This window comes from Streptomyces sp. Act143 (genome assembly GCF_003143935.1).
Taxonomy (GTDB): Bacteria; Actinomycetota; Actinomycetes; order Streptomycetales; family Streptomycetaceae; genus Streptomyces.
The window spans coordinates 5171262-5188449 of the sequence record NZ_QFRX01000001.1 but is presented as its reverse complement, the minus strand read 5'-3'; the positions used below and the strand labels follow the sequence as shown (position 1 = coordinate 5188449).

General features: G+C 71.8%; 15 protein-coding genes. 5 read left to right on the top strand and 10 right to left on the bottom strand.

Translation table 11 applies throughout. The annotated features are described in order from the left end of the window. The first annotated feature begins 26 nt into the window (after positions 1-26). A complete protein-coding gene (gene metG, locus DI272_RS23485; protein WP_109497261.1) occupies positions 27-1751 on the top strand; it encodes a methionine--tRNA ligase in 1725 nt (574 codons plus the stop codon). A 101-nt stretch (positions 1752-1852) separates the two neighbouring features. Here the strand turns inward: metG and DI272_RS23480 are convergent, their stop codons facing one another. Beyond that, entirely contained in the window at positions 1853-3214 is a 1362-nt protein-coding gene (locus tag DI272_RS23480; RefSeq protein ID WP_109497260.1) for a polysaccharide lyase family 1 protein, read from the bottom strand. A 148-nt stretch (positions 3215-3362) separates the two neighbouring features. Between DI272_RS23480 and DI272_RS23475 the strand changes: the two genes are divergently transcribed. The 3 genes from DI272_RS23475 (at position 3363) to DI272_RS46020 (ending at position 7507) form a co-directional block, all read left to right on the top strand. Next, complete coding sequence (locus DI272_RS23475; protein WP_109497259.1) at positions 3363-3827, top strand: hypothetical protein; 465 nt, start codon at positions 3363-3365, stop codon at positions 3825-3827. Positions 3828-3913: 86 nt separating this feature from the next. After that, positions 3914-4279 carry a PH domain-containing protein gene (locus DI272_RS23470; RefSeq protein ID WP_109497258.1) on the top strand — a complete coding sequence of 122 codons (366 nt, stop codon included), beginning with the start codon at positions 3914-3916 and terminating at the stop codon, positions 4277-4279. A gap of 129 nt (positions 4280-4408) precedes the next feature. Further along, entirely contained in the window at positions 4409-7507 is a 3099-nt protein-coding gene (locus tag DI272_RS46020) for a VCBS repeat-containing protein (RefSeq protein WP_109497257.1), read from the top strand. Between the two features lie 82 nt (positions 7508-7589). Here the strand turns inward: DI272_RS46020 and DI272_RS44605 are convergent, their stop codons facing one another. Continuing rightward, positions 7590-7733, bottom strand: coding sequence for a hypothetical protein (locus DI272_RS44605; protein ID WP_181387292.1), 144 nt, complete (start codon positions 7731-7733; stop codon positions 7590-7592). 406 nt (positions 7734-8139) lie between these two features. Here DI272_RS44605 and DI272_RS23460 point away from each other — a divergent pair, with 406 nt between their 5' ends. Continuing rightward, positions 8140-9123, top strand: coding sequence for a helix-turn-helix transcriptional regulator (locus DI272_RS23460; RefSeq protein ID WP_109497256.1), 984 nt, complete (start codon positions 8140-8142; stop codon positions 9121-9123). A 3-nt stretch (positions 9124-9126) separates the two neighbouring features. On the opposite strand, the gene DI272_RS23455 is transcribed toward DI272_RS23460, so the two are convergent. Genes DI272_RS23455 through DI272_RS23420 form a run of 8 tightly spaced genes read right to left on the bottom strand, consistent with a single transcriptional unit; the run spans position 9127 to position 17188 of the window. Then, positions 9127-9609 (bottom strand): rhodanese-like domain-containing protein, encoded by a 483-nt coding sequence (locus DI272_RS23455; protein WP_109497255.1) that lies wholly within the window; start codon positions 9607-9609, stop codon positions 9127-9129. Then, positions 9554-10540: a hypothetical protein gene (locus DI272_RS23450; RefSeq protein ID WP_109497254.1), complete on the bottom strand. Its 987-nt coding sequence runs from the start codon at positions 10538-10540 to the stop codon at positions 9554-9556. Before DI272_RS23450 ends, DI272_RS23455 begins: the two co-directional genes overlap by 56 nt. Further along, positions 10537-12180, bottom strand: coding sequence for a methionine--tRNA ligase (locus DI272_RS23445; protein WP_109497253.1), 1644 nt, complete (start codon positions 12178-12180; stop codon positions 10537-10539). The genes DI272_RS23450 and DI272_RS23445 overlap by 4 nt, the downstream gene beginning before the upstream one ends. 22 nt (positions 12181-12202) lie before the next feature. Then, complete coding sequence (gene epsC / locus DI272_RS23440; RefSeq protein ID WP_109497252.1) at positions 12203-12808, bottom strand: serine O-acetyltransferase EpsC; 606 nt, start codon at positions 12806-12808, stop codon at positions 12203-12205. After that, positions 12795-14003 (bottom strand): FAD-binding oxidoreductase, encoded by a 1209-nt coding sequence (locus tag DI272_RS23435; protein ID WP_109497251.1) that lies wholly within the window; start codon positions 14001-14003, stop codon positions 12795-12797. The genes epsC and DI272_RS23435 overlap by 14 nt, the downstream gene beginning before the upstream one ends. Further along, a complete protein-coding gene (locus tag DI272_RS23430; protein ID WP_109497250.1) occupies positions 14003-14482 on the bottom strand; it encodes a cupin domain-containing protein in 480 nt (159 codons plus the stop codon). Before DI272_RS23430 ends, DI272_RS23435 begins: the two co-directional genes overlap by 1 nt. Before the next feature lie 13 nt (positions 14483-14495). Further along, a complete protein-coding gene (locus DI272_RS23425) occupies positions 14496-15800 on the bottom strand; it encodes a SidA/IucD/PvdA family monooxygenase (RefSeq protein ID WP_109497249.1) in 1305 nt (434 codons plus the stop codon). Next, positions 15797-17188, bottom strand: a complete 1392-nt coding sequence (locus tag DI272_RS23420; RefSeq protein ID WP_109497248.1) for a diaminobutyrate--2-oxoglutarate transaminase family protein — start codon at positions 17186-17188, stop codon at positions 15797-15799. The genes DI272_RS23425 and DI272_RS23420 overlap by 4 nt, the downstream gene beginning before the upstream one ends.

Sequence of the window (17188 nt, the reverse complement as noted above, 5' to 3'; positions counted from 1 at the left end):
GAAATCCGACCTGGGAGCAGCCCCCGATGGCTCGACACCTCATCACCAGCGCCCTTCCCTACATCAACGGGATCAAGCACCTGGGCAACATGGTGGGGTCCATGCTCCCGGCGGACGTGTACTCCCGCTACCTCCGCCAGCGCGGCCACGACGTCCTCTACATCTGCGCCACCGACGAGCACGGCACCCCGGCGGAGCTGGCCGCGAAGGAGGCGGGACTGTCGGTCGCCGAGTTCTGCGCCCAGGCCCACGACGCCCAGAAGGCGGTCTACGACGGCTTCGCGCTGGCGTTCGACTACTTCGGCCGGAGTTCCTCGCAGCAGAACGTGGAGATCACCCAGCACTTCGCCCGCCGCCTCAACGAGAACGGCTTCATCGAGGAGCGGGCGATCCGCCAGGTGTACTCCCCCGCCGACGGCCGCTTCCTCCCGGACCGCTACGTCGAGGGCACCTGCCCGCACTGCGGCTACGACAAGGCCCGCGGCGACCAGTGCGAGAACTGCACCCGCGTCCTGGACCCGACCGACCTGATCAACCCGCGCAGCGCCATCTCCGGCTCCACGGACCTGGAGGTCCGCGAGACCAAGCACCTCTTCCTCCTCCAGTCCAAGCTCCAGCACGAGGTCGAGGAGTGGGTCGCCGCCCACGAGGCCGAGTGGCCGCAGCTGGCGTCCTCCATCGCCCGCAAGTGGCTGACCGAGGGCCTGCACGACCGCGCGATCACCCGTGACCTGGACTGGGGCGTCCCGGTGCCCGCCGACACCTGGCCGGAGCTGGCGGCCGAGGGCAAGGTCTTCTACGTCTGGTTCGACGCCCCGATCGAGTACATCGGCGCGACGAAGGAGTGGGCGGACCTGGACCCGGAGAACCGGGACTGGAAGTCCTGGTGGTACGAGGCCGACTCCGGCGAGAACCCCGTCCGCTACACCGAGTTCATGGCGAAGGACAACGTCCCCTTCCACACGGTGATGTTCCCGGCGACCGAGCTGGGCGTCCGCGAGCCCTGGAAGAAGGTCGACTACGTCAAGGCCTTCAACTGGCTGACGTACTACGGCGGCAAGTTCTCCACCTCGCAGAAGCGCGGCGTCTTCACCGACCAGGCCCTGGAGATCCTTCCGGCCGACTACTGGCGCTACTTCCTCATCGCCAACGCCCCGGAGTCGGACGACTCGTCCTTCACGTGGGAGCACTTCACCGCCACGGTGAACAAGGACCTCGCCGACACCCTCGGCAACTTCGTCAACCGCGTCCTGTCCTTCTCCCGCAAGCGCTTCGGCGACGACGTCCCCGCGGGCGGCGAGCCGGGTGCGGCGGAGGCGAAGCTGGGCGAGCAGATCGCCGAGCTGCTGGCCGAGTACGAGAACCAGATGGAGGCCCTCCAGTTCCGCAAGGCCGCGGCGGCGCTGCGCGCCCTGTGGTCGGCCGGCAACTCCTACCTGGAGGAGAAGGCCCCCTGGCTGGAGATCAAGACCGACCCGGAGGGTGCCGCCCTCACCCTCCGCACGGCGATGAACCTGATCCACCTCTACTCGGTGGTCTCGGAGCCCTTCATCCCGGCGACCTCGGCGGCGATGCGCCGGGCCTTCTCCCTCTCCGACGACACCGCCACCTGGGTCACCGGGGCCGAGGCGAAGTCCCTCACCGCCGTCCCGGCCGGCACCCCCTTCACCGTCCCGCCGGTCCTCTTCGCCAAGCTCACGGACGAGGACCTGGAGACGTACAAGGAGCGCTTCGGCGGCACGGCGGAGTAGCCCGACCGCCGGCGCCGGAGGTGCGGAGCTCCCACTCCGCACCTCGCGCCGCGTCAGCGGTCACAGCGGTGAGGGCCTGTGGCGCCGCCCGCCCGCGGTGTTCACGGAGTGAGCACCCCGGCCCCCGCCGTCTTCCCCAGCGACGTCGGCAGGCCGCTCACGGCCGCCCCCGTCTCCAGTCCCGCCGTCAGCGTCGGCGTCCAGTTCACGGACGTCTTCAGGTCCTTCGAGGACGCCGCGTTGTAGGCGGCCACCAGGTCCGTCACCGTCCCGTTGACCAGGTTGCCGCTGCCCTTCACGGCGCCCGTGCCGTCGCCGCTCAGCAGCTTGGCGACCTTCACGGACGACGGGACCTTCCAGTAGTTGTTCTCGGCCACCACCTGGGCCTTGGCCCGGGAGTTGATGCTGTACTGGACCGTGTAGCCGTTCAGCGGGGTCACGTCGTAGTAGTTGTTGTAGAGGTGGATCTGGCCCACACGGGAGAGCGGGGCACGCTGGACTATGCCCTTCCACACGTTGTGGTGGATCGAGACGCGCAGCTTGCCCGCCGGCTCGCTGTCGCTGCTGCCGATCAGCATCGTCTTGTCGTGGTCGGAGAAGACGTTGCGGGAGACGGTGACCAGGTCCGAGCTCTTCGTGATGTCCAGTTCGCCGTCGTGGATCTGGTACTCGCGGCCGTAGTACTCGGGGTTCGCCGCATCCAGGTGCGGGGCGTCCGTGAACGTGTTGTGGTCGGCCCAGACGTGCGTCGCGCCGCGCAGGGTGACCGCGTCGTAGTTGCTGTTCCAGTTGCCGTCGTCGCCGTCGGTCGGATCCCACTGCGGGAAGCAGTCCTCGGTGGCGGCGAAGGTGAGGTTGCGGACGATGACGTTGTCGACGTTCTGGATCTGGAGCATGCCGCCGGTGATGCCGGCGTTCGTGCCCGGGACGCCGACGAGCGTCGTGTTCGCGGGGACCTTGAAGACGATGTTCTTGGCCTGCTTGGTCTGGGCAGCCGCCCGCGCCTTCTCCTGGGTGCCGGAGGGGAGCTTGGAGCGGCCGTACGTCGACGGGTCGTACGCCTTCAGGTACGAGGTGAGGGAGTAGCCGGTGCCGGACGCGTAGTCGGCGCAGGTCAGCTTCTTGCCGGTGTCGTCGGTGTTGGCGTCGATGGTGCCCTTGATCTTGATGATCCGGGGGGTGGTGTCCGTCGCCGAGCCGAGCGCCTTCACCAGCTGGGCGCGGGTGGCGACGGTGAAGGTGTGCGCGGCGTCGGCCTTCGTGCCGCCGGTCGTGCCGGTGCCGGAGGACGCCCAGCCGTCCTTGGCCGCGAGCGTCTGGTGGTACAGGTCGGCGGCGGCGGTGGTCCCGGCGTTCGCGTTCATCACGACGACACCGGCGCCGACGCCCGCGGCCACGGCGGCGGCGGTGACGACGAGGGTGCGCCGCTTGCGCAGGGAACGGCGGTGGGAAGGAGCAACCACGGGTGAGTCCTTAGGTACTTGGGGGGTACTTCCGACTGCTCTGTGGTCATGGAGATCCGAAAGGTTGCCGTAAAACTTTGCGTCGTTCGGTGATCAAGTAGTGGACAGGGGGCGGAACTTGCCAGGAAACATACGTATGGTTTGCGCCATGGCAGTACCTGGGATCATCCCGATCGCCTACGAGCCGCACGGCCGTACCGAGGCCATCGGGCTTTACGCGGAGGGGCAGTTCCTGGGGTCGGTCACCTACGCCTTCCCCAAGGGCTTCCGGCCCGCCGACGGCTGGGAGGAGCAGAAGCGCCTCTACTCCGTGCTCCACACCTTCGACGCGGAGGGCAACTACCGCGACTCGGAGATCTGGTGTGCCGGGACCTGGGCCGAGCAGCAGCGGGACGCGTCCGTGCTCGCGCGCGCCCGCGCCCATCTCGCCACCCTGCTGCGCGGCCTGCCCCGGCGGACGTACACCGACATCGCGGTTCGGCCCTTCGAACTCGTCGTGGACGGAGTGCTGTTCGGGCTGGTGACCGGGGAGGAGGACGGTGAGGGCTGGGCCGAGTTGTATCCGGACCGGCTGGGCTTCGGGCCGCCCTGGGACGGGAGTTACGACACGTGACGCACACAATTCCTCCACATGATCTAGGCAGCTGCCCGCACCACGCGCTATACATGCCGGAAGATCAATAGTGGGGGGTTTTAACCATGGCACTGTTCGGCAACGCGCACACCATCGACCCGGGCCAGGCGGCCTCGGACTTCGCCAAGCTGCTGGGCTCCGGCGAGGGCGTGCAGGCGGCGTACCAGCTGGTGCGTGACGTCATCATGTTCACCGACCGTCGGCTGATCCTGGTCGACAAGCAGGGCATCACCGGCAAGAAGGTCGAGTACCACTCCATCCCGTACCGCAGCATCACGCACTTCGCGGTCGAGACGGCCGGCACCTTCGACCTCGACGCCGAGCTGAAGATCTGGGTCTCGGGCCAGTCCGTGCCGATCCAGAAGACCTTCACCAAGGGCGTCGACATCTACGAGGTGCAGGCGATCCTCACCCAGTACGTGGCCCGCTGACGCCGGTGTCCGCCGCCCCCCGGGCCCGCCCTCGGGGGCGGTGGCACAGGCGTTTTGAGGTTTCTTGACCCTGGTAAAGTTCGGCCACTTGTGCGAGAGCAGGGGCTCTCGCAGGGGAGGGAACCTCACGTGGGCAGACACGCCCCGAGACGGGGCGGTCTCGCCGCTGCCGTCTCCTCGCTCGCCGTCACCATCGCCGTCGCCGCCGCATCGGTGGTCGTCCTGACGGAGAGCGGCGACTCCGCCGAAGCCGCCACGACCGGCACCGGCACCACCGGGATCGCGCTGACCGACCCCAGCTCCACCACTCCGCGCACCGACCGGCCCTTCGTCGCCGGCGAGAGCGGCTATCTGCACCGGGCGACCGGCCTGGACGGGTTGCTGTGGACGGACTACGCCACCGGTGACACCGTCACCGTCGTCGGCACCGACGGCACCTACACCCCGGCCACCGGCTGCACCTACCTCGGTTCGGTCTGCCGTACGGCCTGGTACGGCGCCGACAGCGACCTCGTCGCGCTGCCGACGGCCTCCGCCGCCTCCACCACCCTGTGGGACCCGGCCACGGCCACCGCCAAGAAGGTCGCCTGGGCGGACACGCACGGCTACTACCGGGCCCTGGCCGGGCGGACGATCGTCACCACCTGGTCCCTGATCGACCAGGTCGACGGCGCCTGGCGGGCCCGCAAGGTGACCGGCGACTGGACCAACCTGCAGAGCGACGACATCGTCGCCGCCGACTCCGCGGGCGTGCTGTGGGCGCGCGACGGCGCGGTCGCGTACATCGACAACGCGTCGGCCGTGAACACCGTGGCCTTCGCCGACGCCGGCGCCGCCGACCACTATGTGCTGAGCGGTGACCGGATCGGCTGGTACGACTCCGCCACCGCCGAGCTCCACCTGAAGTCCCGCAGCGATCTCACCGCCGCCGAGCAGGTCGTCACGCTGGCCTCGGACCCCGGCACCCTCGACGGCGACCCCGTCCTGGCCGGCGAACGGCTGCTGCTGCCGGTGGGCGGCACGGTCCTCGCGGTCGACATCACGGACCCCGCCGCGCAGCAGACCCTGCTCGGCGACGCCGGCGACTATCTGCTGCCCGCGCCCGGCGGCGCCGCCCTGGTCACCGGCGGCACCGGTGCCGACGACTGGTGGCTCCAGCGGGTCGGCGAGGCCGCGGACGGCAGCGCCGCGGTGACGAAGCTCTTCCAGATCCCGGCCGTGGAGAAGGCCAAGCGGGGCATCTCCCTGAGCCGGGGCAGCCTGCGGGTCGTCGACTCCGGCCGCTACACGACCCTGCGCACCCTCACCACCGACGGCTCCACCGAGCTGACCTCGTCCGCCGCCACGGACAGCGCCCAGCTGTCGTCCACCGCGGTGTGCCCGAACGCCGGTACCGGCTGCATACCGCTGTGGGGCAACACCGGCGCCGAGGCCGACGACGTCTACCTCAACACCTTCTACGACGACGGCGACGCCGGCAGCGGCCTGGAGAACGCCGACCGGCTCAACTCCGTCTCGGGCAGCGACCTGGACTTCGGCACCGCGGGCGGCTCGATCGTCGACGTCTCCGACGACTACGCGGTCTACGACTCCGGTGGTGCAACGCCCGCGCAGTACGTCGCCGAGTTCGGCCAGGGGCAGATCCTGAAGCGCTCCGTGCGCGCCGCCGCCCTCGCCGGCCCCACCCTGTGGAGCGCCACCACGACGGCCGGCAAGCTCACCTCGTACAGCCTGACGCAGCACCAGACCCTCGCCACCGTGACGGTCCCGGGCCTGGCCTGTGTGCCCAGCGAGCTTCAGGCGGCGGGCCGCTGGGTGTACTGGGCCTGCGGCACCGGCTCGGCCGGCGTGTACGACACCAGGGCCGCCACCTCCACCGCGGTGCCCTCCGGTGACGTGCTGCTCGGTGACGGCTTCACGGTCCGCCACGACCACGCCGCCGACACCCTGGTCCTCACCGAGGCCGCCACCGGCACCGCCCGGGTGATCGCCTCGCACGTCCCCGACACCGGCCTCGCGGCGGACCGCCGCTTCCGCTGGACCGTCGACGAGTACACGGGTCTGGTCGCCTGGTTCGACCTCTTCGAGCGCACCCGGGTCGTCACCACCGGCATCGCCCCGTCCGCCGTGTCGGCCTTCCGCACGGAGACCACCGACTACGTGTCCCCGTCGACGCCCTGGACCGCCCAGTGGCTGCTGTCCCGTCCGGCGGCCTCCTGGTCGCTCACCGTCACCTCCGTGCAGAGCGGCGGCACCGGCAGGGCCACCCGCACGATCACCGGCGGCGCGGCCACGGCCTGGGTGTCCGCCTCCTGGAACGGCAGGACGGCGAACGGGAGCTGGTTCCCCACCGGCCAGGTGGCCTGGACCCTGAGGGCGACCGGCCTCGGCACCACCGCGGCGAACACGGTCGTCTCCGGCAGGGCCTTCCTCGACCACGGCGCCGCCGTCCGCCACGACCACGTCAGCCTCGACGGCCCCGACGGCCGCGGCGACCTGCTCACCCTCAGCTCCTCCGGCGGGCTGACCTTCCACCAGGGCACGGGCACCGGCAGGTTCAGCGAGAAGTTCACCGGCACCGGCTGGGCGACCACCGTCAAGGCGATCCCCTTCGGCGACCTGAGCGGCGACCGCTGCAACGACGTCCTCGTGCGCTACGGCTCGGGCGCCCTGCGCCTGTACAAGCCGGGCTGCGGCAAGGCGGTCAAGCCGTCGACGCCGTACACGACACTGGCGAGCAGCGGCTGGAGCCAATACGACATCCTCACCTCGCCCGGCGACGTCAGCGGCGACGGCCGCTCCGACCTGATCGCCCGCAACTCCGCCACCGGCACGGTCTACCTCTACAAGGCCACCAGCACCGGCAAGCTGTCGTCGCGCGTGAAGCTCTACGACAACTGGAAGGGCTACAAGAAGGTCGTCGGCGCCGGGGACCTCAACGGCGACGGCATCGGCGACCTCCTCGCCCAGGACAGGTCGAACGTCCTCTACCGCTACGACGGCAAGGGCGACGGCACGTTCAAGGCCCGGGTGAAGCTGTTCTCCGACTGGGGCGGCTCCTACGACGCGGTCATCGGCGTCGGGGACATCACCGACGACGGCAGGGCGGACATCGTGTCGCGTGACACGAGCGGCAACCTGTACCGCAACAGCGGGGACGGCAAGGGGTCGTTCGGGGCGCGGTCGAAGATAGCCACCGGTTTCGGCGGCTACAAGTTCCTGTCGTAGCAGGCAGGTTCACCGGTCATGACCGACGCGAGGGGCCCGGAACCGTCACACGGTTCCGGGCCCCTCGCGTACGGGCGGTGGGTCAGGACCAGTTCGGCTCGCCGGCCGCGCCCGCCACGGTGACCGTCTGCTGCGCGGGGGCACCCGAGTCGCTCGCACCGGCGCCGAGGACGGCGATCAGGGCGGCGGCGGTGACGGCGACGATCGTGGCGAGCGTGCGGCGCATTGTGTTCCCCCAAGTAGTGGCGTTTTAGCTGGAGTTGGGCCGTTCCGTGCGGTTCGGCGTGACTCCATAGTGGGGTTCGGGTGATCCTCGAGTCGCGCGTTTTCGGTGGCACGAAACGATCTGGCACATGTGTGCCAGCGAACGGCCCCGAACGCGGGCACACGATCTTCACAACGCGTGACAATGATCAAGGAGCGACACCATGAGCATGGCCCCGTCTCACTCCTGACCTGCGCGTCCGACACCCGGACGGGCTTGTCCCGGGACCCAGCGAGGCGGCACAATCCCTCCGCATGACTTGACCCACGGAGTGGCCGCGCCGGGGCTGGGACGGACCGGTCCCCCTTGTGCCGCCAGCGTTGTCGGGACCCGCCGCCGCTCCGTGAAACGAAGCTGGGGGGCTTGCGTGCTGGTTTCTCTCGGTCTGACCGAGCGCTCCGATCGCCTCTATCGCGCCATCCTCAAACGCCCCGGCCTGTCCGTGGCCGATGCCGTGAAAGAGATGGACGTCGACGAGCACGAAGTGCACGAGGAGCTGGAGGAACTCACCCGGCTCTCCCTGCTGCCGCCGAGCTGGCGGACCGACGGACTGCTGCGCGTGGTCGCTCCCAAGGCGGCCCTCGACTCGCTGCTGGCCCACCAGCAGGCCGAGATCGTCGAGCGGCAGCGCGCCCTCGCCGAGAGCCAGGCCGCCGCCGACGCGCTGCTGTCGCAGTACGCCGAACTCCACCCCGAGGAGACCGAGCAGGGGGCGGAACGATTCCTCGGTGTCGAGGCGGTCCGCGCCAAGCTCACCGAGCTGACCGCCGAGGTCCGCGCCGAGATCGTCAGCTTCAACCCGGGCGGGCCCCAGCCCGCGGCCCAGTTCCAGGCCAGCGAGCCGATCACCACCGCCCTCCTCGGCCGTGGCGTCAAGGTCAAGGGCGTCTACCAGGACTCCATCCGCAACGACCCGGTCAGCATCGAGCACGCGCGCTGGCTGACCGAGCGGGACGGGGAGCTGCGCACCGCCCCCGCCCTGCCGATGCGGATGATCATCCTGGACCGGGAACAGGCCCTGGTCCCGATCGACCCGACCGACAGCTCCCTCGGTGCGGTCCTGCTGCGCGAACCCGGCGCGGTCGCCGCCTTCTGCGCGCTGTTCGAGGCGGTGTGGGCGACGGCCACCCCCTTCGGTGAACCGCCCCGCCGCAGCCTCGACGACCCCGGCTCCCAGCCCCGCGAACTGCTCCGGCTGCTCGCCCAGGGCTACACCGACGAGGCCGCCGCCCGCCGCCTCGGCATCTCCCTGCGCAGCGAACGGCGCCTCATCTCGGAGCTGATGGAGAGACTGGACGCGCAGAGCCGCTTCCAGCTCGGCCAACGGGCCGTCGAGCACGGCCTGTTGTAGTGCTCAGCAGGCGCACGCGATCCCGCTGACCGGCGCCGTCAGCGGGTCGATCGCCTGCTTGCGGACACCGGCCGCGTCCTCGACCTCGAAGCCCTCGCGCGACCAGTACTCGAACCCGCCCAGCATCTCCTTGACCGGGTGGCCGAGCTGCGCGAAGGCGTACGCGGCCCGGGTCGCGCCGTTGCAGCCCGGCCCCCAGCAGTAGGTGACGACCAGGGCCCCGGCGGGCACCGACTCCGCGGCCCGCTCGGCGATCTCGTCCGTCGGCAGGTGCACGGCGCCGGGGATGTGCCCCTGCTGCCACGCCTCCGTGCTGCGCGTGTCGACCAGCACGAACCCCTTCGCCCCCGACTCGATGTCGGCGTGCACGTCGGAGGCGTCGGCCTCGAAGGAGAGCCGGCCACGGAAGTGGGCGAGCGCCTCGGCCGGGTCAGCGGCGGGGACGCGCAGCACCTTCGAGGGGGCGGTGGCGGTGGTCGTGGTCATGGGTCTTCTCCTTGGATGCGGTCTCGGGTGTGCGTACGGCGGCGAGGGCGACGAGCGTGAGGATCGCCGCGGTCGCGCTGCCGGGGAGCAGGAGCAGGACGGCGGTGGTGCCGCCCGCGAGGTGGGCGAGGGTGAGGGTGAGCAGGGCGAGGGTGGCGGCGGTGGCGGTGCCCTGCGCCGGCGGACGGCCGGTCAGTTCGTGCCAACGGGCGCCGGTGGCCTGGAGGTTGGTGCGGCAGTACAGGGCGAGGGTGAGGGCGCTCAGCAGGGCGAGCGGCGCCAGGGGGAGGTCGGCGAGAGGGGCGGGCGGGCGCAGGAGGACGGCGTACAGGGCGGCGGCGGCCGTGACGCCGAGCAGCGTCCCGGTGAGCCCGCCGGGGGCGTCCGCCCGCCCCGGCACCGCGCCCTCGATGCCGACCCAGCCGAAGAGCAGCGGCAGCAGCACCCACCAGGAGGCGGTGCCGCCGGGGGTTCCGCCCAGCGCCCACCATCCCCCGGCCGCCGCCAGCACCGCCGCCGGCCGTAGCCGCCGTACCGGCGTGGACAGCGGGCGGGGCCGGTAGGTGGCCCAGGTGGCCGCGGCGAGCAGGACGGCGACCGACCAGGCGTAGGCGTCCCCCCGCAGCCGGGCGGCGAACTGCCCGGCGGTCAGGGCGACCGCGGCCTGCCCGGTGGCGAACCCGGCGAAGTACAGGCCGGTGACGGCCCGCGCGGCCCGGAACCCCAGCCGCCGCCGGACGAAGCCGGCCGCACCGCCGCCACCTGCCGTGCCGCCGGCCGCCGCGACCAGCAGGCACCAGGCGGCCACCACGAGCACGGCCGCCACCGAGTACCCGACCGGCACGGGGGCGAGGGCGGCGGGCAGCAGCAGGGCGCCCGCGCCGAGGACGGCGGCGAGGGTGCGGACCGCGGCCGCCGTCACGTCCCTCACGACAGCTCGTGGAAGAACAGCGGCGCGGCGTCCGGCACCTGGGTGCCCGTCGGGACCAGGCGGGCGTCCAGGGCGGCCCACCGGGGCATCTGGGTCGTCAGGTCCACCGGCACGCCCAGCTGTCCGGCGAGGTGCGCCGACCAGCCCGGCATCAGCGGGGCGGCGGTGACGGCGACGGCGGCGAGGAGTTCGAGGTGGGCGACGAGGCGGGCGGCGTACTCCTCGCGCGGGCCCGCGGCCCGGACCAGGGACAGCTGGCGCAGGTCGGCCACCGCCCGGTCGACGACCGCGGCCAGTTCGGCGGCGGCCTTCTGCGGCGAGAAGGTCTCGGCGCCGAGCGCGGCGGCGATGCGGCCCGGCAGCTCGGCCCGCTCCTCGTCGAGGAAGGTGACGGACAGGGCGGCCGCCGGCACCTGCGACTGGAAGTCCTGCGCCAGCAGGTCCAGGACCGTGTCCGTCCAGCGCTCGATGCCGCCCGCGAGGACCGTGCTGACGGTGTCGGCGAACTCCTTCATGGAGAAGTTGTTCTGCTCCCGCTCGGGGCCGGTCAGGCTGAGGTGGAAGCGGAGCGCGTCGGCGTTGACCCGGCGCAGGAACTCGCCGCCCCAGATGGCGTGGCCGCGGCTGGTGGAGAACTTGTCGCCCTCCAGGCGGTAGAACTCGTTGATCACGACCTGGGAGGGCAGCGTCAGCGTGCCCTGGGCGAGCAGCAGCGCCGGCCACAGCACGGCGTGCGAGAAGGAGCAGTCGAAGCCGATGAAGTTGACGATCCTCGTGTCGGGGTCCGTCCACAGACGCTCCCACTCCGCCTTGTCGCCGCCTGCCTCCGAGAGGCGGGCGGTGGCGGCGGCGTAGCCGAAGATGCCGCTGAACCAGGTGTCGAGGATGTGCCCCTCCCAGCCCTCCAGCGGGACCGGGATGCCGTAGTCGGCCTCGCGGGAGATCGGGGTGTCGGGCAGCGCCCGCTCGAACAGGCCCTCCAGGTAGGAGATCAGCCGGGGGCGCCATTCCGCCTTCGCCTGGGCCTCGGCGTAGTAGGCCTGGAGGCGGTCGCGGTAGTCGTCGAGCGGGAAGACGATCCGGCGCAGGGTGGTCAGGCCCGGCTCCTGCCAGCAGGACGTGCACTTGGGGTTGGCGAGGCCGGCCGGGTCCTGGGCGAGACCGCAGGCCTCGCAGTAGACGCCGTCGGAGGGGTCGGCGCAGAACTGGCACTCGCCGCGCACCTCGGCCTCGTACAGGTAGCGCTCGCAGGGCTCGCAGCGGAAGACGGGCAGCTCCTCGACCTTCAGCGCGCCCGCGTTCCACAGCTCCAGGAAGAAGCGCTGCACGAACTCGGTGTGCGTGGCGTCGGTCAGCGGGCGGGTGAACCAGTCGTGGTGCATGGCGCCCAGCGACAGCGTCTGCTCCATGCGGTCGCCGAACAGCTTCGCCGTCGGGTACGCGGTGGAGCCGATCTCGGCGGCGCGGCGCGGGACGTAGCAGGAGTGCTCGTCGGAGTAGCCGACGTACCGGACGTCGTGGCCGCGCTGGCGCAGATGGCGGCTGAGGATGTCGGCGCCGAGGAACGGGCCGGAGAGGTGGCCGAGGTGGAGGTCGCCGTTGGGGTTGGGCGGGGCGCTGGTGACGACGTACGAGGTCATGGTCGTGAAGTCCTTAGAAGGCTCAAGAGGCAAGCTGGTTGAGGGCGGGCTCCGGCACGGCGCCGGTGTCGAGCGCCGGGAGCACCTCGCAGGTCGGTGCCACCACGCGGCTGTGCGGCGGGAGGTCGTCCAGGACGATGGCGTGGGCGCCGACGCGGGAGTCGGCGCCGACGGTGACCGGGCCGAGGACGCTGGCGCCGGTGCCGATGATCACGCGGTCCCCGACGACGGGGTGGCGGCGGGACCCGGCGGGGCGGCGCAGGTCCTTCCACCAGCCGACCGAGCCGAGCGTGACCTGGTGGTACAGCATCACGTCGTCGCCGATGCGGACGGTCTCGCCGATGACGACGGCGGTGCCGTGGTCGACGAAGAAGCGGCGCCCGATCCGCGCGCCGGGGTGGATCTCGATGCCGCTCACCGCGCGGGCCAGCAGCGACAGGGCGCGGGCGGTGAAGCGGTGGCCGCGCCGCCAGAGGCGGTGGGCGACCCGGTACGTCCACAGGGCGTGGATGTGCGGGTAGAGCAGCACCTCGGCACGGGAGGAGGCGGCCGGGTCCTTGGCGAGGACGGTGGCGATGTCCTCGGCGAGCAGGGCCCGCAGCCGCGGCTTGGGCTCACATGTGGTCATACGGCGCCTCCGGTCTGACCGGCCGGCCCGCGAGGAACCGCTGCGGCCGGTAGGGCTCCAGGAGCTCCTGGACGGCCTTTCCGGGTACGGCACCGCCCTCGATGATCTCCTTCGCCGCGAGCTCGGCGACGGCGGGCGCCATCTTGAAGCCGCCCCCGCTGAAGCCGAGGGCGAGGTACAGCCCGTCGGGGCCGGCGGCGCCCACGACGGGCCGCTTGTCCGGCGTGTAGCCGTCCAGGCCGGAGCGGGTGCCGGCCAGCGGGGCCGTGGCGGCCTGCGGGACCCGGACCGCGATCGCGTTGATCGCCGCCTCCAGCTCGGCCTGGGTGAGCGGCTCCACGTCCCGGCCCAGCTCGGTGTCCGGCTTGCTGGGCACGCCGAAGTAGAAGCGGTCCAGGCCGTCGGGCCGGAAGTAGCTGCCGGTGGTGTCGTCGATGCAGGTCGGCACCGAGGCCCGCGCGCCGCGCCGCCCGGCGCCCGGCAGCTCGGCCTGCGCGAGGCCGATCCGGCGGGCGGTCACCGGGATGTGCACGCCGAGGTACTCGGCCGGGGCCGAGCCCCAGGCGCCGCCCGCGAGGACGACCAGCGGGGAGTCGATGCGCCCGATGGAGGTGAGGACGCCGGTGACGACACCGGCGTGCTCCAGGACCTTCATCGCCCGGATGCCCTCGGACGGGGAGACCCCGAGCCGGTAGGCGGCCGACAGCAGGGCGGAGGAAGCGGCCATCGGGTCGGCGTACCCGCCCTCCGGCTCGTAGGCGGCCAGCGCGATGTTCTCGGTGCTGAGACCGGGATAGATCTCCTTCACCTCGTACGGGTCGAGGACCTCCACCCGCCGGTGCCCCGCGGCATCGGTCGTGGCGGCGGCGTTCTGCCGCAGGTCCTCGGCGTGGTTCTCGCCGACGATCATCACGAACCCGGTGCGCCGGTAGCCGCAGTCGCCGCCGATGACGTCGGCCCACTGCTCGAAGACCGGCAGGGAGCGGGCGGCCAGCCGGGTGTCGGCGACCGCGGTGTGGTGCAGCCGCAGCAGCCCGCCCGAACGGGACGTGGCGCCCTGGGCGTTGACCCGGCCCTGGTCGCACAGCACGATCCGGCCCAGCCCGGCCAGCGCCAGTTGGTGCGCGATGGCCGCGCCGATCACCCCGCCGCCGACGACCACGGCGTCGGCGTGCGCGTGCACGATGGGACTCATCAGACGGCCACCCCTGCCGCGGCGCCGACCCGGGAGTTGACCGGACCGGAGGGGTCGTCGATCTCGAACACCGCTGCCCACTTGGCCCGTTCACGGGCGATCGCCTCGGCGCCGCCCCACCAGATGGTGACGAACCGCAGCCGGGTCTCGCCGTCGTTGGTGAGGTCGTGGTCCTGGTACGGGGTGATGAACACCGTCTCCCCGGCCCGCACCCGGCGCGTCTCGTCGCCGATGCGCATGACGCCGCTGCCCTCGGTGATGAAGAACATCTCGTTCTCGTCGTGGTGGTGGGCGGTGGACGTCTCACCGGGCGCCACGTCCACCCAGGCGCCGCCCCAGGTGGGCTCCTCGACCGCGCCGGGCCAGGGGAAGATGCGCCGGCCGCTGACGTTGTACGGCTCCTCGAAGACCATGTCCTCCTCGTGCGCGGTGAACACGTGCATGTAGCTCTTCTGCTGCTCGCTCTGCTGCTCGTTCATGGGGTCCCCCGTTTCACGCGGCGACGGGCTGCCGCAGCCGGCTGCGCAGGTCGCGGTGGATGGTGTCGGCCTTGGCGGCCATCTGGCTGAAGGAGGTGGCGGAGCCGATGCCGTGCCGCCACTCGGTGAGTCCGTCGAGGTAGAGGCCCACCTCGCAGCCGTCGGTGGTCTCGGCCCGGTAGGCCCGGGTGACGTCCGGGCGGCCCTGCGCGTCCAGCTTCAGGCAGGGCTTGAACGCCTCCAGCTGGCGCGGGAAGGCGGCCTCGCGGTAGCCGGTGCAGACGATGACGGCGTCGGCCTCGACGACCCCGCGCTCGCCGGTGAAGACCTCCTCGGTGTGCAGTCGGACGGTGTCGCCGACGACCTCGGTCTCCCGGACGTCCGTCCGGCGGTGCATGTGCAGCCGCTGCCGCCCGGTGAGCCGGTCCTGGTAGACGGCCTGGTACAGCCCGGTGGAGACGTCGGGGTCGACGGCCGCGTAGTTGGTGGCCCGGGCCTGGTCCAGGGCGCGCTCGCGCTCCTCGTCGCCGAGCGCGTAGAAGTAGTCGGTCTCGTCGGGGAAGTACACCTCGTTGCTGAAGTGGCCCAGCTCGTACATCCGGAAGCCCGCGTGCCGGACCAGGGAGTGGATGTGGGCGTCGGGGTGCTGCCCGGCGAGGTGCAGCACGATCTCACCGGCGGTCTGCCCGGCACCGATGACGGCGACCCGGTCGAGGGTGCCGAGCGCGGCGAGCCGGGGCAGCAACTGCGAGGCGTGGAAGACGCGTTCGCCGAGCGCGGGCCGGAACACCTCGGGCACGTAGGCCTCGTGGCCGGTGGCGAGGGCGATGTTGCGGCCCTCGACGGTGTGCAGGGAGCCGTCGCGGGGGTCGCGGGAGACGACCCGGGCGCTGCGCACCCGACCGTCGTCGCCGGTCACCGGCTCCACCGACAGCACCTCGCGGTGGTAGTCGATCCGGCCCCGCACCTGCCCGGCGGCCCACTGCACGTAGTCGGACCACTCCAGGCGGCTCGGGTAGCCGCCCATCAGCGTGAACGGGTAGAAGCGGCCGGTCTGGTGCAGATAGCTGGGGAACCCGAACCGGGAGCGCGGGTCGCGGGGCGTGGCGAAGTCGCGCAGGAAGTGGTGCTGGATGTCGGTGCCGGGCAGCACGAGGTTGGGCTGCCAGGCGGAGTCGGCGGCCTTCTCCAGGTAGCGGGCGTCGAGGACACCGCCGTGCTGGTCGTCGTGGTCCTCGACGGCGGCGGCGAGCGCGATCCCGGAGGGCCCGAACCCGGCGACGACGAGATCGTGGACGTCGTGGGGGCTCGTGCTCATCGGAGGGCCTCCTCGGCGGCGGTGAGGGCCTCGCGCAGGATGCGTCCGGCGATGTCGATCTCCTGCTCGGAGCAGTTCAGGGGCGGCAGCATGCGGACGACGCAGTCGTCACGGCCGCCGAGTTCGAGGATCAGCCCGCGGCTGACGGCCTCCCACTGCACGCGCTTGGCCAGCTGGGTGGCGGGCCGCCCGGTGACGGGGTCGTTGAGCTCGACGCCGGTCATCAGCCCGAGCCCGCGCACGTCGGCGACGTACGGGCTCACGCCCCGCAGCCCCTGGAGATGGACCATCAGCTGCTCGGCCCGCGCCCGGACGTTCTCCAGGACCCGGTCCCGCTCGACGACCTTCATCGTGGCGACGGCGGCGGCGAAGGCGGGCTGGTTGCCGCGGAAGGTGCCGGTGTGGGCGCCCGGCGCCCAGGCGTCCAGCTTCTCGTCGTAGAGGATGACGGCGGCCGGCAGGCCCATGCCGCTGAGCGCCTTCGACGCGCACACCACGTCGGGCTCGATGCCGTACTGCTCGAAGGCGAACCAGGTGCCGGTGCGCCCGCAGCCGCTCTGCACCTCGTCGACGATCATCGGGATGCCGAGCCGCCGGGTGACCTCACGGACCCGCCGCACGAACTCCACGTCGGCCGGGATGACCCCGCCCTCGCCCTGCACCAGCTCCATGATCACGGCGGCGGGGAGCGTGATGCCGCCGTTGACGTCGGTCAGGGCGCGCTCCAGGAAGGTGGCGCAGTTGACCTCGCAGTTCTCGCGCTTGAGGCCGAGCGGGCAGCTGTGGCAATTGGAGTACGGGAAGAAGTGCACGCCCGGCATCCGCCCGCGCACCGGCTCCTTCTGCTCGACGAGCCCGGTGACGCTCATCGCGGCCATGGTGGCCCCGTGGAACCCGCCCTGGAAGGTGATGATCTCCTCGCGGCCGGTGGCGGTCTTGCACAGCTTCAACGCGGCGTCGACGGCGTTGGCGCCGGTGGGCCCGCAGAAGTGGATGCGGGTGCGCTCCCGCATCGGCGCCGGCAGCATCCCGATGGTCAGCTCGGTGAACTCGTCCTTGATCGGGGTGGGGAAGTCCAGCCCGTGGACGAACTCGTCCAGCTGGGCGTGGGCGGCGGCGAGCGGCTCGGGGTGGTTGTGCCCGAGGGAGAGGACACCGGCCCCGGACAGGAAGTCGAGGAAGACGTTCCCGTCGAGGTCCTCCACATAGCTGCCCTTGCCGCGGCGTATGGCTATGGGGAGTTTGCGCGGATAGGAGCGTGAGTTGGACTCGCGGGCGGCCTGCCGGTCGAGGAGCTCGGCGCTGCGGGGGCCGGGAAGGGTGCCGCGGACGTAGGGGCCGGGGTAGCCGGAGGACGTGGGGGCGGCGTGATCAATGGTGGCGGTCAT